Below are 24,568 nucleotides of genomic sequence, written 5' to 3'. Positions count from 1 at the left end.
CCATAGGTCCTGATTTATGTTCGAAGATCTGTTGCAAACCCTCGGGCTGAGCGCATTCAGCCTGAAGGGTTTCGGCCCGCTGTTGCTGCAAGGTACCTGGATGACCATCAAGTTGTCGGTGCTGTCCCTGGCCGTCAGCGTCTTGCTGGGCCTGCTCGGCGCCAGCGCCAAACTGTCCAGCCTGGCCATTGTGCGTATCCCCGCCCAGCTCTACACCACCCTGATTCGCGGGGTGCCGGACTTGGTGCTGATGCTGCTGATTTTCTACAGCCTGCAAACCTGGCTCAGCGGCTTTACCGACTTTATGGAATGGGAATACATCGAGATCGACCCGTTCAGCGCCGGGGTGATCACCCTGGGCTTTATCTATGGGGCGTATTTCACCGAAACCTTTCGCGGCGCGATCCTCGCCGTGCCCCGTGGCCAACTCGAAGCCGCCACTGCCTACGGGCTCAAGCGCGGGCAGCGGTTTCGCTACGTGACCTTCCCGCAGATGATGCGCTTTGCGCTGCCGGGCATCGGCAATAACTGGATGGTGATGCTCAAGGCCACCGCGCTGGTGTCGATCATCGGCCTGGCAGACCTGGTGAAAGCCGCCCAGGATGCCGGCAAGAGCACCTATCAACTGTTTTATTTTCTGGTGCTGGCGGCGCTGATCTACCTGTTGATCACCAGCGCCTCCAACTTTGTCTTGCGCCGACTTGAACGTCGCTACTCCGCAGGCGCCCGGGAGGCAGTGCGATGATCGAGCTATTGCAGGAATACTGGCGCCCGTTTCTTTATAGCGACGGCCAGCACATCACCGGCCTGGCCATGACCTTGTGGTTGCTCAGTGGCGCACTGGTTATCGGCTTTCTGGTGTCGATCCCGCTGTCCATCGCCCGCGTCTCGCGCAAGCGCCTGGTGCGTTGGCCCGTGCAGTTCTACACCTACCTGTTTCGCGGTACGCCGCTCTATATCCAATTGCTGATCTGCTACACCGGCATCTACAGCCTTGCCGCCGTGCGGGCACAACCGGTGCTGGATGCGTTCTTTCGCGATGCGATGAACTGCACCCTGCTGGCCTTCGCCCTCAACACCTGCGCCTACACCACGGAGATTTTCGCCGGGGCGATCCGCAGCATGGCCCACGGCGAAGTCGAGGCGGCCAAGGCTTACGGCCTCAGCGGCTGGAAGCTGTACGCCTATGTGATCATGCCTTCGGCGTTGCGACGCTCGTTGCCCTACTACAGCAACGAAGTGATCCTGATGCTGCACTCAACCACCGTGGCCTTTACCGCAACGATCCCGGACATCCTCAAGGTTGCGCGGGATGCCAACTCCGCCACCTTCATGACCTTCCAGTCATTTGGCATTGCCGCACTGATCTATCTGACGGTGACCTTTGCCCTGGTCGGCCTGTTTCGCCTGGCGGAACGTCGTTGGCTGGCCTTCCTCGGGCCGAGCCACTAAGGAGTTTGCATGCGCCACCAGCTACATGACCTGATCGCGCCCGTGCCCGGCACGGCGCGGCAGATCCACAGTTTTCACTTCGGCCCGCAGCAGCCAGAGGGCAAGGTGTACATCCAGTCCTCTCTGCATGCCGATGAGTTGCCCGGCATGCTGGTGGCGTGGCATTTGAAGGCGCGCCTGGCAGAGCTTGAAGCGAACGGGCGCTTGCGCAGCGAAATCGTGCTGGTGCCGGTCGCCAACCCGGTGGGCCTCGAACAGGTGTTGATGGACATCCCCTTGGGCCGCTACGAACTGGAAAGCGGGCAGAACTTCAATCGCCTGTTCGTCGACCTCAGCGAAGACGTCGGCAACCAGGTCGAAGGCATGCTGGGCGATGATCCTCAGCGCAATGCCCAATTGATCCGCAGCGCACTGTCCCACGCCCTGGCCGCGCACACCGCCCAGACCCAGTTGCACTCCCAACGCCTGGTGCTGCAACGCCTGGCCTGTGATGCCGACGTGGTGCTGGACCTGCATTGCGACTTCGAAGCCGTGGCGCACCTGTACACCACGCCCGACGCCTGGTCGCAGGTAGAACCCTTGGCGCGCTACCTGGGTTCGGAGGCCAACCTGCTGGCTACCGATTCCGGCGGGCAGTCTTTTGACGAATGTTTCACCTTGGTGTGGTGGCAGTTGCAGCAACGCTTCGGCGAACGCTACCCGATCCCCATGGGCAGCTTGTCAGTCACCGTCGAATTGCGCGGCCAGGGCGATGTCAACCACGGCCTCGCCGCGCTGGACTGCCAGGCCATCATTGATTATTTGATCCACTTCGGCGCCATTCACGGCGATGCAGCCCCCTTGCCTGCCCTGGCCTACCCGGCTACGCCGCTGGCGGCGGTGGAGCCGGTGACCACCCCGGTGGGGGGCTTGCTGGTGTTCAACGCTCTGCCAGGCGAATACCTGGAAGCCGGGCAATGGGTCGCCGACATCATCGACCCCATTACAGACCGCGTAACGCCTGTGCACTGCCAGCACGCCGGGCTGCTTTACGCCCGCTCGCTACGTCGCATGGCCACGGCCGGCATGGTGATCTGCCATGTCGCCGGCACACAGGCCTACCGCAGCGGTTATCTACTTTCGCCTTGAGGATGCACGCCCCATGTACAAACTGACCGTTGAAGGCCTGCACAAAAGCTATGGCGACAATCAAGTGCTCAAAGGTGTGTCGCTCAAGGCCAAGACCGGTGATGTGATCAGCCTGATCGGCGCCAGTGGCTCAGGCAAGAGTACCTTCCTGCGCTGTATCAACTTTTTGGAAACCCCCAACGATGGCGCCATGACCCTGGACGGCCAAGCGATCCGCATGGTCAGCGATCGCCATGGCATGCGCGTGGCCGACGACGCCGAGCTGCAACGCCTGCGCACACGGCTGGCGATGGTGTTCCAGCACTTCAACTTGTGGAGCCACATGAGCGTGCTGGAAAACATCACCATGGCCCCGCGCCGCGTGCTGGGTTGCAGCAAGAAGGACGCCGAAGACCGCGCCCGCCGCTACCTGGACAAAGTCGGGCTGCCGGCGCGCGTGGCTGATCAATACCCGGCGTTCCTCTCAGGTGGCCAGCAGCAGCGCGTCGCCATCGCCCGCGCCCTGGCGATGGAGCCGGAGGTGATGCTGTTCGATGAACCCACATCAGCCCTGGACCCGGAGCTGGTGGGCGAAGTGTTGAAGGTGATCCAAGGCCTGGCCGAGGAAGGCCGCACCATGATCATGGTGACCCACGAGATGAGCTTTGCACGCAAGGTCTCAAGCCAAGTGCTGTTCCTGCACCAAGGCCTGGTGGAGGAGCAAGGCCTGCCAGAGGATGTGCTGGGCAATCCAAAGAGCGAACGCCTGCAACAATTTTTGAGCGGCAACTTGAAGTAGGAGCGAGCTTGCTCGCGAAAATCGTCAACGATAACGCGGGCATCCTGGATAAACGCGGTGCCTGAACCTTTTTCGCGGGCAAGCCCGCTCCTACAGTGGAACGTCGGCGCTGCCTCAGGGGTCTTTGAACTAACCCCTCCAGAGCGTCCGCTGCCGCATGGCAAAAAACCACGACTTCGCCAAGCAATGGTTTGCCACCCAAGGCTGGAAGCCATTCGCCTTTCAGAAAGAGGTATGGGCCGCGGTCAAGGCCGGCCAGTCGGGGTTGCTGCATGCCAGCACCGGGGCGGGTAAAACCTATGCCCTGTGGTTTGCCGCCCTCAACCGTTTCGCCATCACCCGCCCGCCCGCCACAGGCAAACGCAAGCCGCCTGCCGAGCCGCTGAGCGTGCTGTGGATCACGCCGATGCGCGCCTTGGCCGCCGACTCCGCTCGCGCCCTGCAAGCCCCACTGGAGGCGTTGCAGATTCCCTGGAGCGTGGGCCTGCGCACCGGTGACACCAGCAGCAGTGAACGCGCGCGCCAGACCCGTCGCCAACCCACCGCCCTGATCACCACCCCGGAAAGCCTGACGTTGATGCTGGCCCGTGCCGACAGTGAAACCAGCCTGGCGCACCTGCGCATGGTCATCGTGGATGAATGGCATGAACTGATCGGCAATAAGCGCGGCGTGCAGTTGCAACTGGCGCTGGCACGCTTGCGACGCTGGCATCCGCAATTGATGGTGTGGGGCATTTCAGCGACCTTGGGTAATCAGGCTCACGCGTTGGAGGTTTTGGTCCCACAGGGTGGCGGGGTCAATGTGCAGGGGCAAACGGCAAAGGCGCTGAAGGTCGACACCCTGTTGCCGGCGGTCACCGAGCGTTTCCCTTGGGCCGGGCATATCGGTTTGAAGATGTTGCCGCAGGTGGTCAATGAGGTGGAGGCCAGCAGCAGTTGCCTGGTGTTTACCAATACCCGGGCGCAGTCGGAGATCTGGTACCAGGCGATTCTGGACGCGCGTCCGGACTGGGCCGGCTTGATTGCCCTGCACCACGGTTCGTTATCGCGCGAGACCCGCGACTGGGTGGAGCGGGCGTTGAAAGACGGGCAGCTCAAGGCGGTGGTGTGCACCTCCAGCCTCGACCTGGGCGTGGACTTCCTGCCGGTGGAACGGGTGCTGCAAATCGGCTCCGCCAAGGGCGTAGCGCGGTTGATGCAACGCGCCGGGCGCTCCGGCCACGCGCCTGGGCGGCCCTCACGGGTAACCCTGGTGCCAACCCACAGCCTCGAGTTGGTGGAGGCGGCGGCCGCCCAGGATGCAATCGCCCAACGGCGCATCGAAGCGCGGGAATCACCTTACAAGCCGTTGGATGTGCTGGTACAACACCTGGTCAGCATGGCCTTGGGCGGCGGCTTTACCCCGGCGGCACTGTTGGACGAAGTGCGCGGCGCCTGGGCCTATCGCGACCTCACCGAAGCGGATTGGGCCTGGGCCCTGGGGTTCGTGCGCCATGGTGGCCTGTCACTCACCGCTTATCCGGATTACCGCCGCGTGGAGCCCGATGAACAGGGCATCTGGCGTGTCCCGGATGCACGCCTCGCACGCCGCCATCGCATGAGTGTCGGCACCATCGTCAGTGATGCCAGTATCCAGCTCAAGTTCTGGAGCAAAGGCGGCGGCGGCAAGAACCTGGGCAGTGTCGAGGAAGGCTTTATTGCAAGGCTCAAGCCGGGGGATGGGTTTCTGTTTGCCGGACGCTTGCTGGAGCTGGTGCGCGTGGAAAACATGACCGCCTATGTGCGACGCAGCACCGCGAAAAAAGCCGCCGTGCCACGCTGGAACGGCGGGCGCATGCCGCTTTCCAACGAACTGGCCCAGGCGGTGGTCGAGCGTTTTGATGCCGCCGCGCATGGGCACTTCGACGGCCCGGAAATGCAGGCGGTGCAACCGCTGCTGCACACCCAATTGCGCTGGTCCGGCCTGCCGACCCGTGAGCATTTGCTGGCTGAAACCCTGCGGTCGCGGGAAGGCTGGCACCTGTTTCTGTACCCCTTCGCTGGCCGCCAGGTACACCTGGGCTTGGCCAGTTTGCTGGCCTGGCGGGTCAGCCAACAGCAGCCGCTGACCTTCTCGATTGCGGTGAATGATTATGGCCTGGAGCTGTTGAGCGCCACCGAGGTGCAGTGGCCACGACTGTTGAATACCCAGTTGTTGAGCCCCCAAGACCTGCTGGCTGACGTGATCGCCAGCCTCAATGCCGGCGAACTGGCCCTGCGCCGCTTTCGCGAGATTGCGCGAATCGCAGGGCTGGTATTTGCCGGGTATCCCGGCGCGCCCAAAAGCACGCGACAAGTGCAGGCCTCCAGCGGTTTGTTCTTTGAGGTGTTCAAGCAATATGACCCACAGAACCTGCTGCTGGCCCAGGCCGGTGAAGAAGTTCTGCGTGATGAATTGGATATTCGTCGGCTGGAACAGACGCTGAATCATCTGTCGACGTTGAAGTTGGACCTGCACACGATCCAGCGGCCCACGCCCTTGGCCTTTCCGCTGCTGGTAGAACGGATGCGCGAAAGCATGAGCTCGGAAAAACTCTCGGAGCGCATCGCGCGGATGGTCAAGGACCTGGAAAAAGTCGCCGACAAAGGGCAAGGCTGATGCATTACCCACTGATGCTGGAAGGCGAAGAGCTATGGCTATTGCCGGACAAGGCCGTTTATTGGCCCGCACGTCGATGCCTGTTGATTGCCGATGCGCATTTTGGCAAGGCGTCGGCCTATCGCAGCCTGGGGCAACCGGTGCCACAGGGCACGACTACGGCCAACCTGGAATGCCTGGACAGGCTGTTAACGGCCCTGCCCTGCGCGCAGTTGATCTTTCTCGGCGATTTCCTGCACGGCCCTGGCTCTCACGCCAGCGGCACCCTGAACGCAATCCGGGCCTGGCGTGAGCGCAATCGCCCACTGGCCCTGACCTTGATTCGCGGCAATCACGACAAACGCGCCGGCGACCCACCGCTGGATTTGGGCATCGAGGTGGTCGCGGAGCCTCTGCTGATGGGCCCGTTCGCCTTGCAACATGAGCCAGACGCACACGCCAGCCACCATGTACTGGCGGGGCATGTGCATCCGGTGTACCACCTGCGAGGCAAAGGGCGCCAACGGCTGCGCTTGCCGTGCTTCCAGATCGGCGCTCAGGTTAGCCTGCTGCCAGCCTTTGGCGCGTTTACAGGGGGTTATGCCGTGGAGCAGGCCCAGGACGACCGAATCTTTGTGATCGGCGATCACCAAGTCTGGCCGATTCAATGAATCGATAAAGGCCCGCTCAGGTATCAGGCAACAGGCGCGGGTGGTGGCTCGTCCGGTAAGGTCGGCTCACCCGGCTCGGTAGGCTGCGGGTAATCAGGTTCGGGTTGACCGGGGATGCCACCCGCGTGCGCGGGGTTGGCCATCAAGGACCAGGCCAGAACACCAATCTGGTTGGGTTCAAGCCGGGCGAGTTCTGCGCTGATTCGCGGGTCGATCTTCATAGGGTACTCCTCAAGTATGGCCCGGCGCGTTTCACACGCGCCGAAGCAGTACACCTAGATAGAGTCACTTTCTGCAGACAAATTCCCTTTGCCCGTAGGAGCTTTAGATCAAGCGCGTGGGAGAGTGACGCCGCGTTGGCCCTGATACTTGCCCGCACGGTCTTTGTAGGACACTTCACAGGCCTCGTCGGACTGCAAGAACAGCATTTGTGCCACGCCTTCGTTGGCGTAGATTTTCGCCGGCAAGGTGGTGGTGTTGGAGAATTCCAGGGTCACGTGGCCTTCCCACTCAGGCTCAAGCGGCGTGACGTTGACGATAATGCCGCAGCGGGCGTAGGTGCTTTTACCCAGGCAGATGGTCAGCACGTCGCGAGGAATACGGAAGAACTCCACGGTGCGCGCCAGGGCGAAAGAGTTGGGCGGGATGATGCACACGTCGCTCTTGACGTCGACGAAGCTCTTTTCGTCGAAGTTTTTCGGATCGACGATCGCCGAATTGATGTTGGTGAACACCTTGAATTCATCGGCGCAACGCACGTCGTAGCCATAGCTGGAAACGCCGTACGAAATCACGCGCTCGTCGCCTTCACCACGAATCTGGCGTTCGACGAACGGCTCGATCATGCCGTGTTCCTGCGCCATGCGGCGAATCCACTTGTCCGATTTGATGCTCATGGCGGTGTCCTGAATAGCGAGGCGAAAAAAATCTGTGGGCCATCTTACCGGGGCCGGCGTTGGGGTTCAAAGGCCGCACGGGTTTTCTTGATGAATGCACCGCCAGCTATAAGCCGCAGCCAGCGTGGCCGGGGCCCGGATGGCCGGCGGCAATGACTGTAAATACCACCGCCAGTCACGAAAATAGAGAAACCTTCGGAAATACCATTGGCACGTTCCGGAAAAAGGGTTAAGGTGGCGCCACTGTGCTGCTTGTGTCACTGAGAATCTCTACACGATATGTTGAATTTCGATCCAACCATCTCCAAGAATTTTTCCTGCTCTTTGCACTCAGTCTCGGCCAGGGCTTTTCCTGAGTCGCAGTTAACTTTGTCCAAGGAGATACACCATGTCTAATCGCCAAACTGGTACCGTTAAGTGGTTCAACGATGAAAAAGGCTTCGGCTTCATCACTCCACAATCCGGTGACGACCTGTTCGTTCACTTCAAAGCTATCCAATCCGACGGCTTCAAAAGCCTGAAAGAAGGCCAACAGGTTTCTTTCATCGCTACCCGCGGTCAGAAAGGCATGCAAGCTGAAGAAGTTCAAGTTATCTAACTTGTACTGACTTAGTCGAAAAAACCCCGCCCTTAAAAGCGGGGTTTTTTTATGCCTGGAATTTGGTGCGCCACACCGATGTAATGTCGGACACAAAAAAATGTGGGAGGGGGCTTGCTCCCGAATGCGGTGCATCAGTCAACACATCAGCGACTGTCACACTGCTTTCGGGAGCAAGCCCCCTCCCACATTCAAACCTTCAAGCTGCGTTGTTACTGGAACAACGACTCACTCGACAAGCCATTCTTCTCCAGGATCTCGCGCAAGCGCTTGAGGCCCTCTACCTGGATCTGCCGCACCCGCTCACGGGTCAGGCCAATCTCCAGGCCTACATCCTCCAGGGTGCTGCTCTCATGGCCGCGCAGGCCGAAGCGGCGAATCACCACTTCACGCTGCTTGTCCGTGAGCTCTGACAGCCACTGGTCAATACTTTGGGAAAGATCATCGTCCTGCAACAGCTCGCAAGGGTCTGTTGGACGATCATCGGTCAGGGTGTCCAGCAGGGTCTTATCCGAATCCGGCCCCAGCGAAACATCCACCGAAGACACACGCTCGTTAAGGCCCAGCATGCGCTTGACCTCCCCTACCGGTTTTTCCAGCAGGTTGGCGATTTCTTCAGGCGAGGGTTCATGATCGAGTTTTTGCGTCAGCTCACGCGCCGCCCGCAGGTAGACGTTGAGCTCCTTGACCACATGGATCGGCAACCGGATCGTGCGGGTCTGATTCATGATCGCCCGTTCGATGGTCTGGCGAATCCACCAGGTGGCGTAGGTGGAGAAACGGAAGCCCCGCTCAGGGTCGAATTTCTCCACAGCCCGGATCAAGCCCAGGTTGCCCTCCTCGATCAGGTCCAGCAGGGACAACCCACGATTGACGTAGCGTCGGGCGATTTTCACCACCAGGCGCAGGTTGCTTTCAATCATGCGCTTACGCCCAGCCGGATCACCCTTCTGCGACAAACGCGCAAAATGGACTTCTTCTTCGGGGGTCAACAGAGGGGAAAAGCCGATTTCATTGAGGTACAGCTGGGTCGCGTCGAGCGCCCGCGTGTAGTCAACGTACTTGTGCTGCTTCAACGCGGCAGCATTTTTGGATTTGGTGCGAACTGAAGGTGGTGATACCCCTTCATTATCTGACATCGTTTCCAAATCGATACCGGCCTCCATAAGGAGAACCTCATCGTCGATGTCAAACTCCGGCACTTCTTTACTGAGAGCCATTGTTATAGTCCTTTGGTGAGTTCGACCTCAAGCTCAAGCGACGCCTCTATCCTTGGCAACGCTGGAGCCTGTTCCTTCTACGTGAGGGAACAGGCTGTGCAACACATCAACGACGGGGCAGGAATTGCAGCGGATCTACAGGCTTCCCTTGGCGGCGAATCTCAAAGTGCAGTTTCACCCGGTCTGTGCCCGTTGACCCCATTTCGGCAATCGTCTGTCCGACCTTGACCTGCTGCCCCTCCCGAACCAACAACCTGCGGTTATGACCGTAGGCACTGACGTAGGTATCGCTGTGTTTGATGATGACCAGCTCGCCGTAGCCCCGCAAACCACTCCCGGCGTACACCACTGTCCCATCAGACGCAGCTAAAACAGGCTGTCCCAAATCCCCGGCGATATCAATGCCTTTATTCAAACTACCGTTTGAAGAGAATTTTCCAATCAACACTCCGTTTGAAGGCCATCCCCAACCGGTCGGCGCAGGCCCGGCGGGTGGCAACGGCGCGGGTGCCGGCTTGCTCGCAACCGCAGGCGCGGCGCTGCCTGCAGGCCGGGTAATGATGGTGGTCTTGCTGGAGGACGATGGCGAAGATCCCGACTTTGTCACAACTGCCGTAGGTGCAGAACCTGAGCGGCCATCGAAACGAATGGTCTGCCCTGGATGGATCGTATACGGCACAGGAATGTTGTTACGGGCGGCCAGCGCTTTGTAATCCCAGCCATAACGGAAGGCAATCGAGAACAGGGTGTCGCCTTTGCGCACCACGTATTGGCCAGTGGTCACCGTGGGTCTTTGTGGGGTTGCGTTGGTACGGTCAACGACCCGCGCACCACCGGATGGCGTGCTCGAGCAGGCTGCCAATAAGGAACTCAAGACAAGGCCAAGCACCAGTCGCTGAAAGCTTGTTTTACTCATTCGCTGCGCAGGACCTGTGAGACTCACCCGCCGCTCCCTTTGTGGTGGCTGAACGTTAACGCCTGGATCAGGCTTGAAATATGACGCAAGTATAACTGGGCATTGGCTTTTTACTGGCACATGACTGAAAGGAAAAATTCATCATGTTTAATCGTGGCCGCCAGGCATGTTGATTCAATAGACCCCGCCGTAAGACACATCCCCGCTTACAGAATTCACTGCGCACGAATAAATGATCAGGCCAGCGGGCCGTTGAGCAAAGGTACGAAACGCACGGCACCGAGTACATGCCGGGAAAAACCTTCGTCCTCACGGATAATAAGCATCAACTGTTGCACTTCGCCGGAGCCCACCGGGATGACCAACCGCCCGCCAGGTGCCAATTGATCCAGCAAGGCTTGCGGCACATCGGTGGCCACGGCGGTGACAATGATACCGTTGTAGGGCGCCAGCGCCGGCCAGCCCTCCCAGCCATCGCCCCAGCGGAATACCACGTTGCGCAGGTTCAGCTCCACCAGACGCTCTTTGGCCCGGTCCTGCAGCACCTTGATGCGCTCGACCGAAAACACCCGCTCTACCAATTGCGACAGCACGGCCGTCTGGTAGCCGGAGCCGGTGCCAATCTCCAGCACCTTGTCCAAAGGCCCCGCCGCCAGCAGCAGCTCGCTCATGCGCGCGACCATGTAAGGCTGGGAGATGGTCTGGTTGTGGCCGATGGGCAACGCCGTGTCTTCATAGGCGCGATGCGCCAGGGCCTCATCGACAAACAGGTGCCGCGGCGTGCGCCGAATCACTTCCAGCACCTGCGCGTTGGACAAGCCTTCTTCATACAGACGCTGGATCAATCGTTCCCGGGTACGCTGGGAGGTCATCCCGATGCCACGGCGCAACAAGTCGTCTTGTTCACGAGCCATCAACGCAGTCCCTCCAGCCAGCCATCAAGGCCACTGAAGGCATCACTGAAGGTGCGATCAAACAGCAACGGGGTAACGGAGACATAGCCTTGCATCACCGCATGAAAGTCCGTGCCCTCGCCGCCATCTTCGGCGTCGCCGGCCGCGGCGATCCAATAGCCTTCCTTGCCGCGTGGGTCGACCACCTTCAAGGGCGCCGCCGCACGGGCGCGATGGCCCAGGCGCGTGAGCTGGATACCGCGAATGTGGTCAAGGGGCAAGTTGGGGATATTGACGTTGAGCACTGTACGCGGCGGCAGGTCCAGGGAAGCATGGGCCTCCACCAACTTGCGCGCGTAGTAGGCCGCCGTCGCCAGGTTATCCAATTGCCGCGAGGCAAAGGAAAAGGCAAAGCCGGTGCGGCCCAGGAAGCGCCCTTCAAGGGCCGCCGCCACGGTGCCGGAATACAGCACGTCGTCACCCAGGTTGGCGCCCAGGTTGATTCCCGAAACCACCAGGTCTGGCTGGTGCTCCAGCAAACTGTTGATTGCCAGGTGCACGCAGTCGGTGGGGGTTCCGTTAACGCTGATAAAGCCATTGGCCAGGACCCGCGGGTGCAGCGGACGGTCGAGCGTCAGCGAACTGCTGGCGCCGCTCTTGTCCTGGTCGGGGGCAACCACCACGCACTCGGCGTAATCCTGCAGCGCAGCATGGAGCGCGGCAAGACCGGGTGCGGTGGCACCGTCATCGTTTGATATCAGAATACGCATGGGCTGTCCGTCTGCCCCACCGGCACCAGATCAACAAGCTCGCGCACCAAGACAGTGGCGAAGCATCCGGCCGGCAGGACGAATTCCAATTGCAGAATGTCAGGCCCGGGATAATGCCACGTCAACCCGCCAATGGGCAGTCGCAGAATGCGACGTTCCTGGCTCATTCCCGCCTTCACCAGCCAATCACGTAGGTCAGCTTCGCCAGCAGCGACAGATTGTTCCAGCTCATATGTAAGACCTTTCGCCGGCGAATCGCCTTCGCCCCACTGCGGGCCGGTGGGATGCAGGTCCAGGATCGCCAGGCGCGGGTCACTGCATTCAGCTTCCCCGGCCGGAAAAAAACTGCGACTGTCGGTAAATGCCAGCAGATCGCCGACTTGCGCTCGCTGCCATGAACCATCGGCGACGCGGGCCGCCAATACTTTGTTGAACAGGTAACTGCGAGCCGTGGACAGCAAGCGCGAGCGCACGTTGCGCTGCTCGGGCAGGGCCTTGCGAGCAGCCCACTCGCGAGCGTCTACTACGTTGCCGCCGTTGTGGCCAAAACGCTGGGTGCCGAAGTAATTGGGGATGCCGTGCCGGGCAATCAACTGCAGACGTGCGTCGATGGCAGCGGTGTCGCCGGCCAGTTGGGTCAGGCGCAGGGTGAAGCCGTTGGCCGAATGGGCACCACGCTGCAGCTTGCGCTTGTGACGGGCGGTTTTCAGGATCTTGAGGGTGTCGTTTTCTGCGCCGCTCATGTCCGGGTCGGCCTTGCCGGGCAATTGCACGCTGAACCACTGACGGGTCAGGGCCTGACGGTCCTTGAGCCCGGCATAGCTGACGGTGCGCAACGGTACGCCAGCAGCCTTGGCGATACGCCGTGCGGCCTCCTCGGTGTTCAAGCCGCGCTTTTCCACCCACAACCACAGGTGCTCGCCATCGCCGGTCAGCGGGATGTCCAGCACCTCATCAACCTGGAAGTCTTCGGCCGTGGCCTTGAGTACCGCGCTGCCCAGGGCCTCGCCATAGGCCCGCGGGCCCAGCAGTTGCAGGTCGTTCATGCGCGCAGCAACAAGGCGACGGAGTGCACTGCGATGCCCTCTTCACGACCGGTAAACCCGAGCTTTTCGGTGGTGGTGGCTTTCACGTTGACTTGATCCAATTCAATTTGCAGGTCTGCGGCGATCGCTGCGCGCATCGCTTCGATATGGGGGGCCATTTTTGGCGCCTGGGCGACGATGGTGTTATCGACGTTGCCGACCTTCCAGCCCTTGGCGTGGATCAGACCGACCACATGGCGCAGCAACACACGGCTGTCCGCGCCCTTGAAGGTGGGATCAGTGTCCGGAAAGTGCTTGCCGATATCGCCCAATGCCGCCGCGCCGAGCAAGGCATCGCTCAAGGCGTGCAAGACCACGTCGCCGTCGGAATGAGCCAGCAACCCATGGTGGTGTGCAATGCGCACGCCGCCCAGGGTGATGAAATCGCCTTCAGCGAAACGGTGCACATCGTAGCCGTGGCCAATACGCATAAAAAAAACGCCCCGATTTAATTCAGGGCGTGATTCTACCTACTTTTGCCTCGGATTAACCGAGCAAAGCACGACCATGATGCCGCAAATGGTCTTCGATGAAGCTGGCGATGAAGAAGTAGCTGTGGTCGTAGCCAGGCTGCAGGCGCAGTTCCAGCGGATGGTTGGCCGCCTTGGCCGCTTGCTGCAAGGCTTCGGGCTTGAGTTGGACCTCAAGGAAATCGTCGCGATCGCCCTGGTCCACCAAGAGGGGCAACTTTTCCGAGGCTTCGCTGATCAGCACGCAGGCATCCCATTCGCGCCATTTCGAACGCTCTTCCCCCAAATAACGGGAAAAGGCTTTCTGGCCCCACGGACAGTCCATCGGGTTGTTGATCGGCGAAAACGCCGACACCGACAGGTAACGTCCAGGATTGCGCAATGCACAGACCAGCGCACCGTGCCCCCCCATGGAGTGGCCGCTGATACCGCGCTTATCGGAGGCAGGGAAATGCGCCTCTACCAATGCCGGCAATTCCCGCACCACGTAGTCATGCATCCGATAGTGCTTGGCCCAGGGTTCCTGGGTGGCATTGAGGTAGAAGCCCGCGCCGAGGCCGAAGTCCCAGGCATTGTCCGGGTCGCCCGGCACGCCAGGGCCACGGGGGCTGGTATCTGGCGCGACGATGATCAAGCCCAGTTCGGCAGCCATGCGCTGGGCGCCGGCCTTGTGCATGAAGTTCTCGTCAGTACAGGTCAACCCGGACAGCCAATACAACACCGGCAGCTTGCCGCCCTGCTCCGCTTGCGGCGGCAGGTAGACGGCAAAGGTCATGTCGCAACCCAGCACATCGGAATGATGCTTGTAACGTTTATGCCAGCCGCCGAAGCTCTTCTGGCATGACAGGTTTTCCAGACTCATGGCCGACCTCAGAAGTGAATGACGGTACGAATGCTCTTGCCTTCATGCATCAGGTCAAACGCTTTGTTGATATCTTCCAGGCCCATGGTGTGGGTGATGAAGGTATCCAGCGGGATTTCACCGGTCTGGGCCATTTCCACGTAGCTTGGCAATTCGGTACGACCGCGCACGCCACCAAACGCCGAACCACGCCAGACGCGCCCGGTGACCAGTTGGAACGGACGTGTAGCGATTTCCTGGCCAGCACCGGCCACACCGATGATCACCGATTCGCCCCAGCCTTTGTGGCAGCACTCAAGGGCCGCACGCATCAGTTGCACATTGCCAATGCATTCAAAGGAAAAGTCCACGCCGCCATCAGTCAGGTCGACAATCACGTCCTGGATCGGGCGGTCGTAGTCTTTCGGGTTGATGCAATCAGTGGCGCCCAGTTGCTTGGCGATTTCGAACTTGGCCGGGTTGATATCAATGGCGATGATGCGACCGGCGTTGGCCTTGACCGCGCCGATAATCGCCGACAGACCAATGCCGCCCAGGCCGAAGACGGCCACGGTATCGCCCGGCTTGACCTTGGCGGTGTTGATCACCGCACCGATGCCGGTGGTGACACCGCAACCGAGCAGGCAGACTTTTTCCAGCGGCGCTTCTTTAGGAATCTTGGCCACGGAGATTTCCGGCAGCACGGTGTACTCGGAGAACGTCGAGGTGCCCATGTAGTGGAAAATCGGCTGGCCCTTGTAGGAGAACCGCGTGGTGCCATCCGGCATCAAGCCCTTGCCCTGCGTGGCGCGAATGGCCTGGCACAGGTTGGTCTTGCCACTCAGGCAGAACTTGCACTTGCCGCATTCCGGGGTGTACAGCGGGATCACATGATCGCCCACAGCGACCGAGGTCACGCCCTCGCCGATGGCTTCGACCACTGCGCCGCCTTCATGGCCCAGGATCGACGGAAAGATGCCTTCCGGATCAGCGCCCGACAAGGTGTAGGCGTCGGTGTGACACACGCCGGACGCGACCACCCGCAGCAACACCTCGCCAGCCTTGGGCATGGCGACATCCACTTCAACAATCTCAAGGGGCTTCTTGGCTTCGAAGGCTACGGCGGCGCGGGACTTGATCATCCGGGTTTCTCCATCGGGTTAAAAACTAAGGCTGTGAGTGTAAAACATCGCCCTTTGATGAATAATCCAGGCAAAAGCAAAACATTATTGCCGTACAGGGACAATCAACATGCTCGAGAACCGCTGGGAAGGCATTGACGAGTTTGTCGCGGTGGCCGAATGCAGCCAGTTCACGGCGGCGGCGGAGCGACTGGGGGTATCCTCCTCCCACGTCAGCCGGCAAGTGGCGCGCCTGGAAGAACGCCTGCAAACCCGATTGCTGTACCGCAGCACACGCAAGGTGACGCTGACCGAAGCCGGCCAGACCTTCCTGCAACACTGCCAACGCCTGCAGGACGGTCGCGAGGAGGCCTTGCGCGCGGTGGGCGACTTGACCAGCGAACCCAAGGGCATGTTGCGTATGACCTGCGCTGTGGCCTATGGCGAGCGTTTTATCGTGCCGCTGGTGACACGCTTTATGGCGCACTATCCGCAACTGCGCGTGGACATCGAGTTGACCAATCGCTCGCTGGACCTGGTCCACGAAGGCCTCGACCTGGCCATCCGCCTGGGACGTTTGCAAGACTCGCGCATGGTTGCCAGCCGCCTGGCGCCTCGGCGCATGTACCTGTGTGCCTCGCCCTCCTACCTCGAACGGTACGGTCGGCCACACAGCTTGTCGGAGTTGAGCCGGCACAACTGCCTGATTGGCAGCTCGGATATCTGGCAAATGGCCCAGGACGGGCGGGAATTTTCCCAGCGCGTGCAAGGCAATTGGCGCTGCAACAGTGGGCAAGCAGTGCTGGATGCGGCATTGCAAGGCATGGGCTTGTGCCAGTTACCGGACTACTACGTGCTGGAGCATCTGCACAGCGGGGCGTTGGTGTCGTTGCTGGAGGCTCATCAACCGCCGAATACTGCGGTGTGGGCGTTGTATCCGCAGCAGCGGCATTTGTCGCCGAAGGTGAGGAAGTTGGTGGATTTCTTGAAGGTGGGATTGGCTGAAAGGCCGGAGTACAAGCATTGAATTGAGGTGGCCTGCACCGGCCTCATCGCGGCATAGGTATCGACACAACTACGGCACAACGCTAAATCTGTGGCGAGGGAGCTTGCTCCCGTGACGGACTGACAGACGACGCTGATCTGGCTGAGGCACCGCGATCTAAATGTGGGAGCTGGCTTGCCTGCGAAGACGGCCTGCCAGCCGACACTTCTCTACCTGACACCCCACAATTCAACTGTGGGAGCGGGCTTGCTCGCGAAGGCGGCCTCACAGTCGACACTGTTATATCGAGTACATATCCATTGCTGCGGTAACGGCTACTTAGGGTTCCGCTCTGACAGCGGGTCACTTTTGGAAGGACCCAAAAGTAACCAAAAGGTCCTCGCCCCACCACTCGGCACCTCGCTTGGGCTCGGTGTGCCCGTAATCCGCCAGTGATTTGGGGGGCCGCCGCCACGCGCCATCCATGGCGCGGGGCGGCTAAACCGGCATCCCTGCCGGTTTACCCCCCAAATCCCTGTCGAATTCCGGCCAACGTGGTTTAACGGGGCGCCTAAGATCAAGAGCAGATCAAGAGCGGCTCGCTTCGCATCGTGGTTACCGCCTGCTGCTACAGCCCACAAAGTTATGTAGATACCTATGCTCATCGCGGGCAAGCCCGGCTCACAGTTGGCTGAGTTGTTTGTTATGGCAGCGACCAAATGTGGGAGGTGGCTTGCCTGATAGCCATAGGTATCTACACAACTCTGTAGCGACCGTAACCACGATGCGAAGCGAGCCGCTCTTGATCTTGATCTGCTTGTGATCTTGATCTCAGGCGCCCCGTTAAACCACGCTGGCCGAACGCAGGCTTGAATTCGTGGGTAACCCGGCAGGACGCCGGGTTAGCCGCCCCGCGCCAGGGATGGCGCGTGGCGGCGGCCCACGGATTCAAGCCTGCGTTCGGGCACACCGAGCCCAAGCGAGGTGCCGAGTGGTGGGGCAAGAGCGTTTTGCTTACTTTTGCGCTGTTCAAAAGTGAGCCGCTGTCAGAGCGGAACCCTAAGTGGCCGTTACCGCAGGAATGGATATGTACACGGATAACAGTGTCGCCTGCCAGGCCGCCTTCGCGAGCAAGCCCGCTCCCACAGTGGGATCATTGGGGTGTCAGGTAGATGGGTGTCGCGCAGGCAAGCCACGGTTGGATCGTGGGGTGTCAGGTAGATAAGCGTCGGCAGTCAGGTCGTCACCAGAGCAAGCTCCCTCGCCACAGGTCCAGCGTCGGCTCTAAGTTGTGTCGATATCTATACTGCGATGAGGCCAACTCGGTCTGACAAGTTACCGCCGGTTAGCCCAGCGCAACTTCAACCACTCCAGATCTTCCGGCCGAGTCACCTTGATATTGTCCGACCGCCCTTCAACCAGGCGCGGCGCTTGCCCGGACCACTCCATGGCCGAGGCTTCATCGGTGATCAGCGCATCGGCCACCAGGCTGTCCGCCAAGGCGCGATGCAAGGCGCCCAGGCGGAACATCTGTGGTGTGTAGGCCTGCCAGATCAAGCTGCGATCGATGGTGTCCACCACACGGCCATGCTTGTCGACACGCTTGAGGGTGTCGCGCGCTGGCACTGCCAGCAGGCCGCCTACCGGATCATCGGCCAGTTCCGCCAAGAGCTTGTCGAGATCATCACGGCTCAGGTTAGGCCGCGCAGCATCATGCACCAAGACCCAGTCTTCATCACTGGCGCCCAGGGCATTGAGTTGCAGCAGCGCATTGAGAACCGAGCCGGAACGTTCCGAGCCGCCGTCGGCACGCTGGATACGCGGGTCGTTGGCGCACGCCAAGCTGGGCCAATAAGGATCATCAACTGCAAGACTGACCACCAGGCCCTTGAGGGAGGGATGGTCGAGAAAACAGCCGAGGCTGTGTTCGAGAATAGTGCGCCCGCCCAGTTGCAGGTACTGCTTGGGACGGTCCGCGGCCATACGGGCACCGACGCCCGCGGCAGGAATCACGGCCCAGAAGGCCGGTAAATCGTGGCTCATTGGGCCAACTGGTAGAGGGTTTCGCCCTCCTTGACCATGCCCAACTCATGACGAGCCCGCTCTTCAACGGTCTCCGTGCCTTTTTTCAGCTCAAGCACTTCAGCGTCGAGGACGCGGTTGCGCTCCAGCAGGCGTTCGTTTTCGGCACGCTGGTCGGCAATTTGCTGGGTCAACTCTTCTACCTGCGCAAAGCTGCCATTACCGACCCATAGGCGGTACTGCAGGCCAGCCAGCAACAAGAGCAAGACGAGGAACAACCAATTGGGACTGCGCATCGAAATCCGGGTATCCAGTGAAAAAAGACAGTCATGCAAACCTTTTGCAGCAACTGATAGCACAAAGCCTGGTAAAACCAGGCTTGCGCTTGTCAGTCAGCAGATTAGCGCCGAAATTCACACTTTCGTGAGATTTCTGACGTAATCCGCCGACTTTTTACCATTTACTGCTTAGCCGCGAAACTCGCCGCGACCGTTGTACTTAGCTTTACCTGCCAATTGCTCTTCGATGCGCAACAATTGGTTGTACTTGGACACGCGATCGGAACGGCACAGGGAACCGGTCTTGATCTGGCCCGCCGAAGTACCCACGGCCAGGTCGGCAATGGTGGAATCTTCGGTTTCGCCGGAGCGATGGGAGATCACGGCAGTGTAGCCCGCAGCCTTGGCCATCTGGATGGCTTCCAGGGTTTCGGTCAGGGTGCCGATCTGGTTGAACTTGATCAGGATAGAGTTGGCGATCTTCTTGTCGATGCCTTCTTTCAGGATCTTGGTGTTGGTCACGAACAAGTCGTCGCCCACCAGCTGGATTTTCTCGCCGATCTTGTCGGTGAGGATTTTCCAGCCATCCCAGTCGGACTCGTCCAGGCCGTCTTCGATCGAGATGATCGGGTAGCGCTGGGTCAGGCCCTTGAGGTATTCAGCAAAACCTTCGGAGTTGAACACCTGGCCTTCGCCGGACAGGTTGTACTTGCCGTCTTCATAGAATTCGCTGGCAGCGCAGTCCAGGGCCAGGGTCACGTCGGTGCCCAGCTTGTAGCCAGCGTTGGCGACGGCTTCGGAGATGACTTTGAGTGCATCTTCGTTGGAGGCCAGGTTCGGCGCGAAACCACCTTCGTCACCCACGGCAGTGCTCAGGCCACGGGCCTTCAGTACAGCCTTGAGGTGATGGAAAATCTCGGTGCCCATGCGCAGGCCTTCGGAGAAGGACTTGGCGCCAACCGGCTGCACCATGAATTCCTGGATGTCGACGTTGTTATCCGCGTGCTCGCCACCGTTGATGATGTTCATCATCGGCACCGGCATCGAGTAGACGCCAGGGGTGCCGTTCAGGTTGGCAATGTGTGCGTACAACGGCAGGTCCTGGTCCTGCGCGGCCGCCTTGGCAGCTGCCAGGGACACCGCGAGGATGGCGTTGGCGCCGAGGCTGCCTTTGTTTTCAGTGCCGTCGAGCTTGATCATCGCGTGGTCCAGGGCTTTCTGGTCCAGCGGGTCCTTGCCCAGCAACAGGTCACGAATCGGACCGTTGATGTTGGCTACAGCCTTGAGTACACCCTTGCCCAGGTAACGGCTCTTGTCGCCATCACGCAGTTCCAGCGCTTCGCGCGAACCGGTGGAAGCACCGGACGGCGCGCAGGCGCTGCCGATGATGCCGTTATCGAGAAGCACGTCGGCTTCGACGGTGGGGTTGCCACGGGAGTCGAGAACTTCACGACCTTTGATGTCGACGATTTTTGCCATTGTTGTAAACACTCCAAAGTTGACGAAAACGACGCAGCTGAAGGAAATCTTTTGACCGACCGCAAGGGTGGAACAACGGGGCAGACTTGCAGACGACAAGGCTCAGGCCCGGGGGCCTGAGCGTAAAGCGTGGGAAATTCTACCGGAGAAATGCCAGTTACGCGGTCTCTACCGTCGGAAAACTCTTGACCAGCTCGTCCAACTGCTTGAGCTGGGCCAGGAATGGCTCCAGCTTGTCCAGGCGCAGGGCGCATGGGCCATCACATTTGGCGTTGTCCGGGTCTGGGTGAGCTTCAAGGAACAGGCCCGCCAGCGACTGGCTCATGCCCGCCTTGGCCAGGTCCGTCACCTGGGCACGTCGCCCGCCAGCGGAGTCCGAACGACCACCGGGCATTTGCAGCGCGTGGGTCACGTCGAAGAACACTGGGTATTCGAACTGTTTCATGATGCCGAAACCGAGCATGTCCACCACGAGGTTGTTGTAGCCGAAGCTTGAACCCCGCTCGCAGAGGATCAACTGGTCGTTACCCGCTTCCACGCACTTGCTCAGGATGTGTTTCATCTCCTGGGGGGCGAGGAACTGGGCTTTCTTGATATTGATCACAGCGCCGGTCTTGGCCATGGCGACCACGAGGTCGGTCTGGCGCGACAGAAAGGCCGGCAACTGGATGATGTCGCACACCTCGGCGACCACGGCAGCCTGCTCAGGCTCGTGGACGTCGGTGATGATCGGCACGCCGAAGGCTTGCTTGATGTCCTGGAAGATCCGCATGCCTTCTTCAAGGCCCGGGCCGCGATAGGAGGTCACGGACGAACGGTTGGCCTTGTCGAAGCTGGCCTTGAAGACATAAGGGATACCCAGTTTCTGGGTGACCCGCACGTACTCCTCACACACCTGCATCGCCATGTCGCGGCTTTCCAGCACGTTCATGCCGCCAAACAGCACCATGGGCTTGTCGTTGGCAATCTCGATGTCGCCTACGCGAATGATCTTCTGGGCCATCAGGTTTACGCCTTCTTCTGATGTTGCGTCAGTGCTGCTTTGACGAAACCACTGAACAACGGGTGACCGTCGCGCGGCGTCGAGGTGAACTCAGGGTGGAACTGGCAGGCCACGAACCATGGATGATCCGGTGCTTCGACCACTTCAACCAGCTTGCCATCATCGGAGCGACCGGAAATCTTCAGGCCGGCTTCCTTGATCTGCGGCAGCAGGTTGTTGTTCACTTCATAACGGTGGCGGTGGCGCTCGACGATCACGTCTTTGCCGTAGCAGTCATGAACCAGCGAACCCGGCTCCAGCAAGCAGTTTTGTGCGCCAAGGCGCATAGTGCCACCCAGGTCGGAGCTTTCGGTACGGGTTTCAACGGCGCCAGTGGCGTCTTCCCACTCGGTGATCAGGCCCACGACTGGATGGCCGCTGCTGTGATCGAACTCGGTAGAGTTGGCGTCTTTCCAGCCCAGCACGTTACGGGCGAACTCGATAACGGCCACTTGCATGCCCAGACAGATACCCAGGTACGGCACCTTGTTTTCACGGGCGTACTGCACGGCAGTGATCTTGCCTTCCACGCCACGCAGGCCGAAACCGCCGGGAACGAGGATCGCGTCAACACCTTCGAGCAGCGCGGTGCCCTGGTTCTCGATGTCTTCGGAGTCGATGTAGCGCAGGTTGACCTTGGTACGGTTGCTGATACCGGCGTGGCTCATGGCTTCGATCAGCGACTTGTACGCGTCCAGCAGCTCCATGTACTTACCGACCATGGCGATGGTGACTTCATGCTCAGGGTTGAGCTTGGCGTCGACAACCGCGTCCCACTCGGACAGGTCGGCGCCGCCGCACTGCAGGCCGAAACGCTCGACCACAAAATCATCCAGCCCTTGCGAATGCAGAATGCCTGGGATCTTGTAAATGGTGTCGGCGTCTTCCAGGGCAATTACCGCACGTTCTTCAACGTTGGTGAACTGCGCGATCTTGCGGCGCGAGGAAATGTCGATCGGGTGATCGGAGCGGCATACCAGCACGTCCGGCTGCAGGCCGATGGAGCGCAGTTCCTTGACCGAGTGCTGGGTAGGCTTGGTTTTGGTTTCGCCGGCAGTGGCGATGTAGGGCACCAGTGTCAGGTGCATCAGCATCGCGCGCTTGGCGCCAACTTCGAAACGCAACTGGCGGATGGCTTCGAGGAACGGTTGGGACTCGATGTCACCCACGGTGCCACCGATCTCGACCATCGCCACGTCGGCATCGCCTGCACCCTTGATGATGCGGCGCTTGATTTCGTCGGTGATGTGCGGGATCACCTGGATGGTTGCACCCAGGTAGTCACCACGGCGCTCTTTGCGCAGCACGTGCTCGTAGACACGGCCGGTGGTGAAGTTGTTGTTCTGGGTCATGGTCGTGCGGATGAACCGCTCGTAGTGGCCCAGGTCCAGGTCGGTCTCGGCGCCGTCGTGGGTGACGAACACTTCACCGTGCTGGAACGGGCTCATGGTGCCCGGGTCAACGTTGATGTACGGGTCCAGCTTGAGCATGGTGACCTTAAGTCCCCGCGCCTCCAGGATGGCCGCCAATGAAGCGGAGGCAATGCCTTTCCCCAATGAAGAAACAACACCGCCCGTGACGAATATGTAGCGCGTCATGAAAAACCCTAGAAGTCTGCGTTAAAGCGGTCCGAGCCGCCGGGGAAAGCGAAGGAAGGCCGAAGCCCCCGATCACCTGCATTAATCACAGTGCACCTTTCAAAAAAACCGCCGCGTTGTGACAGACCAGCAATGAAACACCGGTACGTTGATCGCTACACATTTTTTGGAATCGCCCAGCAAAGACTGCTTGGTAATCGGCAACGACTGCGATTCAGGCGAATCCACAGAAGTTGTATCAAGAAGGGAGCGTAGTCTACCGGAAAGGCGCTATCAGCTCAAACCTTGATCGCAGGTCTGTGGCAACCAATCCAATTGCACCTCACCCACCGGCCGGGCCCATGCCCCCGCAACGCTTGGCACAGCCAGCAATTGCTCGCCCCGATAGACCAGCGGCAATCTGCCACGGACGAAGCCCGGCATGCCGCTTTCATTCAGCAGACGCTTGAGATCACGCCGGCCTCGGCCCGGTACGTCGATGATTTCGCCACCTTGGCGATAACGAACCTGCAGCGGGCCTTCGGGCGCCTTGCCGATAAACTTCAGTTGACCATTGCCCGTTAACTCTAGTGGATTTTGCGCATCGGGCCAGCTCACCGATGCGTCGGAAAACTCCGACCACGTTGAGGGCAACCACCAGATGCGTTCACCGCTACGCTGCATTTGACCGTCGGCCAGCCGCCACTGGGGCTGTGCGTCACCCTTGGCATCGCGCAGCGCACGCCAACCGGCCCAGTGGTCGCTGTCGGGTAAACGGGTCAGTGGCATCAGCCAATGCCGCAGGGCGTTGCGCTGGCGGGCATCGGATAGTTCGCGCAATGGTTCAAGCGCCAGAGACGGCAGAGGCAACCAGGGAAACGTAGAAGGCTGATCGGCGCGCTGCAGGTCCATCAGCGCCAACTCGTCGAGCAGCCCTTGCGCCTCAGCCATATGCTCAGCCGTGCGAGCCAGGTGGGTGAACGCGTGGGGCCAGCGTTCCGTCAGGGTTGGGAATACGCGGTGACGCAGGTAATTGCGGGAAAACCGTGGATCAGCATTGGAGGGATCTTCGATCCACTGCAACTGATGCTGATGGGCGTAGGCTTCCAGTTCACGACGGGAGAACGCCAGCAACGGCCGCACCAAGTGGCCCTGCGCTAAGGGGCGATGCTCAGGCATAGCTGCCAACCCTCGCACGCCGGCACCACGCAGCAGGCGAAACAGCAGGGTTTCGGCTTGATCGTCGCGGTGTTGGCCGGTGAAAAGCACCTCCCCTGCCCCCATGATCTGCATGAATGCTTGGTAGCGCGCATCGCGGGCCGCACGTTCAAGACTGGCGCCAGGCTGCACCTGCACGCGCATGGTCCGCAGGGGCACGCCCAGGCTGTCGCAGACCGCTTGGCAATGAGCAGGCCATACCTCTGCGGCAGTCTGCAGGCCATGGTGAATATGGACAGCGCTGAGGGGAGGTAATGTTTCGGACTTTGCCAGAGTGACCAGAAGATGCAGCAGCACAGTGGAATCGAGGCCACCCGAGAACGCGACGTGCCAGGCCGGGGCGTTACGCCAAGGGGCTAGGGTTTGCAGGAGGTTGGCGGATAAGCTGGGCGTCATGACAAAGTACCGCCATTCATCTGGAATGAAATAAACCAGCTTACACAAAACAAATGTGGGAGCGGGCTTGCTCGCGAATACGGATTGTCAGCCACTGTATATGTGTCTGATACAC

Annotated in this window: 24 protein-coding genes; 8 read left to right on the top strand and 16 right to left on the bottom strand. The window is 60.2% G+C overall.

Annotation, left to right across the window (positions count from 1 at the left end; genetic code table 11):
- Window positions 1-16: 16 nt before the first annotated feature.
- The 6 genes from N2A98_RS06720 to pdeM all read left to right on the top strand — a co-directional run bounded on the left by N2A98_RS06720 (window position 17) and on the right by pdeM (window position 6,646).
- Window positions 17-745: an ABC transporter permease gene (locus N2A98_RS06720; protein WP_003189227.1), complete on the top strand. Its 729-nt coding sequence runs from the start codon at window positions 17-19 to the stop codon at window positions 743-745.
- Entirely contained in the window at window positions 742-1,452 is a 711-nt protein-coding gene (locus N2A98_RS06715) for an ABC transporter permease (RefSeq protein ID WP_275623175.1), read from the top strand. The genes N2A98_RS06720 and N2A98_RS06715 overlap by 4 nt, the downstream gene beginning before the upstream one ends.
- Window positions 1,453-1,461: 9 nt before the next feature.
- Window positions 1,462-2,580, top strand: a complete 1,119-nt coding sequence (locus tag N2A98_RS06710; RefSeq protein WP_275623174.1) for a succinylglutamate desuccinylase/aspartoacylase family protein — start codon at window positions 1,462-1,464, stop codon at window positions 2,578-2,580.
- 13 nt (window positions 2,581-2,593) lie between these two features.
- Window positions 2,594-3,358 carry an ATP-binding cassette domain-containing protein gene (locus N2A98_RS06705; RefSeq protein ID WP_034126849.1) on the top strand — a complete coding sequence of 255 codons (765 nt, stop codon included), beginning with the start codon at window positions 2,594-2,596 and terminating at the stop codon, window positions 3,356-3,358.
- 157 nt (window positions 3,359-3,515) lie between these two features.
- Entirely contained in the window at window positions 3,516-5,996 is a 2,481-nt protein-coding gene (locus N2A98_RS06700; protein WP_275623173.1) for a ligase-associated DNA damage response DEXH box helicase, read from the top strand.
- The gene (pdeM, locus tag N2A98_RS06695; protein ID WP_275623172.1) at window positions 5,996-6,646 is read left to right on the top strand and encodes a ligase-associated DNA damage response endonuclease PdeM; all 651 of its coding nucleotides are present in this window, start codon (window positions 5,996-5,998) and stop codon (window positions 6,644-6,646) included. Before N2A98_RS06700 ends, pdeM begins: the two co-directional genes overlap by 1 nt.
- Window positions 6,647-6,669: 23 nt before the next feature.
- On the opposite strand, the gene N2A98_RS06690 is transcribed toward pdeM, so the two are convergent.
- Window positions 6,670-6,867, bottom strand: coding sequence for a hypothetical protein (locus tag N2A98_RS06690; RefSeq protein ID WP_005785769.1), 198 nt, complete (start codon window positions 6,865-6,867; stop codon window positions 6,670-6,672).
- Window positions 6,868-6,975: 108 nt separating this feature from the next.
- Window positions 6,976-7,542 carry a dCTP deaminase gene (gene dcd, locus N2A98_RS06685; RefSeq protein WP_003189215.1) on the bottom strand — a complete coding sequence of 189 codons (567 nt, stop codon included), beginning with the start codon at window positions 7,540-7,542 and terminating at the stop codon, window positions 6,976-6,978.
- Between the two features lie 388 nt (window positions 7,543-7,930).
- Between dcd and N2A98_RS06680 the strand changes: the two genes are divergently transcribed.
- Entirely contained in the window at window positions 7,931-8,140 is a 210-nt protein-coding gene (locus N2A98_RS06680) for a cold-shock protein (protein ID WP_002554837.1), read from the top strand.
- Window positions 8,141-8,352: 212 nt separating this feature from the next.
- Here the strand turns inward: N2A98_RS06680 and rpoS are convergent, their stop codons facing one another.
- The 8 genes from rpoS to N2A98_RS06640 all read right to left on the bottom strand — a co-directional run bounded on the left by rpoS (window position 8,353) and on the right by N2A98_RS06640 (window position 15,477).
- Window positions 8,353-9,360 carry an RNA polymerase sigma factor RpoS gene (gene rpoS, locus N2A98_RS06675; RefSeq protein ID WP_003189214.1) on the bottom strand — a complete coding sequence of 336 codons (1,008 nt, stop codon included), beginning with the start codon at window positions 9,358-9,360 and terminating at the stop codon, window positions 8,353-8,355.
- A 106-nt stretch (window positions 9,361-9,466) separates the two neighbouring features.
- Complete coding sequence (locus N2A98_RS06670) at window positions 9,467-10,303, bottom strand: peptidoglycan DD-metalloendopeptidase family protein (protein WP_044272608.1); 837 nt, start codon at window positions 10,301-10,303, stop codon at window positions 9,467-9,469.
- A gap of 209 nt (window positions 10,304-10,512) precedes the next feature.
- The gene (locus tag N2A98_RS06665) at window positions 10,513-11,148 is read right to left on the bottom strand and encodes a protein-L-isoaspartate(D-aspartate) O-methyltransferase (RefSeq protein WP_169850588.1); all 636 of its coding nucleotides are present in this window, start codon (window positions 11,146-11,148) and stop codon (window positions 10,513-10,515) included.
- Between the two features lie 41 nt (window positions 11,149-11,189).
- The gene (surE, locus tag N2A98_RS06660) at window positions 11,190-11,939 is read right to left on the bottom strand and encodes a 5'/3'-nucleotidase SurE (protein WP_003189210.1); all 750 of its coding nucleotides are present in this window, start codon (window positions 11,937-11,939) and stop codon (window positions 11,190-11,192) included.
- Entirely contained in the window at window positions 11,927-12,985 is a 1,059-nt protein-coding gene (truD, locus tag N2A98_RS06655) for a tRNA pseudouridine(13) synthase TruD (protein WP_032893171.1), read from the bottom strand. Before truD ends, surE begins: the two co-directional genes overlap by 13 nt.
- Complete coding sequence (gene ispF, locus N2A98_RS06650) at window positions 12,982-13,455, bottom strand: 2-C-methyl-D-erythritol 2,4-cyclodiphosphate synthase (protein WP_032893173.1); 474 nt, start codon at window positions 13,453-13,455, stop codon at window positions 12,982-12,984. The genes truD and ispF overlap by 4 nt, the downstream gene beginning before the upstream one ends.
- Before the next feature lie 55 nt (window positions 13,456-13,510).
- Window positions 13,511-14,356, bottom strand: coding sequence for an S-formylglutathione hydrolase (gene fghA, locus N2A98_RS06645; RefSeq protein ID WP_044272599.1), 846 nt, complete (start codon window positions 14,354-14,356; stop codon window positions 13,511-13,513).
- A gap of 8 nt (window positions 14,357-14,364) precedes the next feature.
- Window positions 14,365-15,477 carry an S-(hydroxymethyl)glutathione dehydrogenase/class III alcohol dehydrogenase gene (locus tag N2A98_RS06640; protein ID WP_044272596.1) on the bottom strand — a complete coding sequence of 371 codons (1,113 nt, stop codon included), beginning with the start codon at window positions 15,475-15,477 and terminating at the stop codon, window positions 14,365-14,367.
- Window positions 15,478-15,586: 109 nt separating this feature from the next.
- On the opposite strand from N2A98_RS06640, the gene N2A98_RS06635 reads away from it, so the two are divergent.
- Window positions 15,587-16,483, top strand: coding sequence for a LysR substrate-binding domain-containing protein (locus N2A98_RS06635; RefSeq protein WP_044272593.1), 897 nt, complete (start codon window positions 15,587-15,589; stop codon window positions 16,481-16,483).
- A 1,293-nt stretch (window positions 16,484-17,776) separates the two neighbouring features.
- Here N2A98_RS06635 and ispD read toward each other — a convergent pair.
- From ispD to tilS, 6 genes are all read right to left on the bottom strand, one after another.
- Window positions 17,777-18,484: a 2-C-methyl-D-erythritol 4-phosphate cytidylyltransferase gene (gene ispD / locus N2A98_RS06630; RefSeq protein WP_044272541.1), complete on the bottom strand. Its 708-nt coding sequence runs from the start codon at window positions 18,482-18,484 to the stop codon at window positions 17,777-17,779.
- Window positions 18,481-18,759, bottom strand: a complete 279-nt coding sequence (gene ftsB / locus N2A98_RS06625) for a cell division protein FtsB (RefSeq protein ID WP_003189195.1) — start codon at window positions 18,757-18,759, stop codon at window positions 18,481-18,483. Before ftsB ends, ispD begins: the two co-directional genes overlap by 4 nt.
- A 171-nt stretch (window positions 18,760-18,930) precedes the next feature.
- Window positions 18,931-20,220 carry a phosphopyruvate hydratase gene (eno, locus tag N2A98_RS06620; protein ID WP_003189193.1) on the bottom strand — a complete coding sequence of 430 codons (1,290 nt, stop codon included), beginning with the start codon at window positions 20,218-20,220 and terminating at the stop codon, window positions 18,931-18,933.
- Window positions 20,221-20,377: 157 nt separating this feature from the next.
- Complete coding sequence (gene kdsA / locus N2A98_RS06615) at window positions 20,378-21,223, bottom strand: 3-deoxy-8-phosphooctulonate synthase (protein WP_003189190.1); 846 nt, start codon at window positions 21,221-21,223, stop codon at window positions 20,378-20,380.
- Between the two features lie 5 nt (window positions 21,224-21,228).
- Window positions 21,229-22,860 (bottom strand): CTP synthase, encoded by a 1,632-nt coding sequence (locus N2A98_RS06610; protein ID WP_047712743.1) that lies wholly within the window; start codon window positions 22,858-22,860, stop codon window positions 21,229-21,231.
- Between the two features lie 273 nt (window positions 22,861-23,133).
- Complete coding sequence (gene tilS, locus N2A98_RS06605) at window positions 23,134-24,453, bottom strand: tRNA lysidine(34) synthetase TilS (RefSeq protein WP_275623171.1); 1,320 nt, start codon at window positions 24,451-24,453, stop codon at window positions 23,134-23,136.
- Window positions 24,454-24,568: the final 115 nt, after the last annotated feature.

It is taken from the genome of Pseudomonas sp. FJ2-5-13, assembly GCF_029201605.1.
Lineage (GTDB): Bacteria > Pseudomonadota > Gammaproteobacteria > Pseudomonadales > Pseudomonadaceae > Aquipseudomonas > Aquipseudomonas lactis.
Note: the sequence above shows the minus strand (reverse complement) of the source record. Positions and strands in the feature narration are given on the sequence as shown.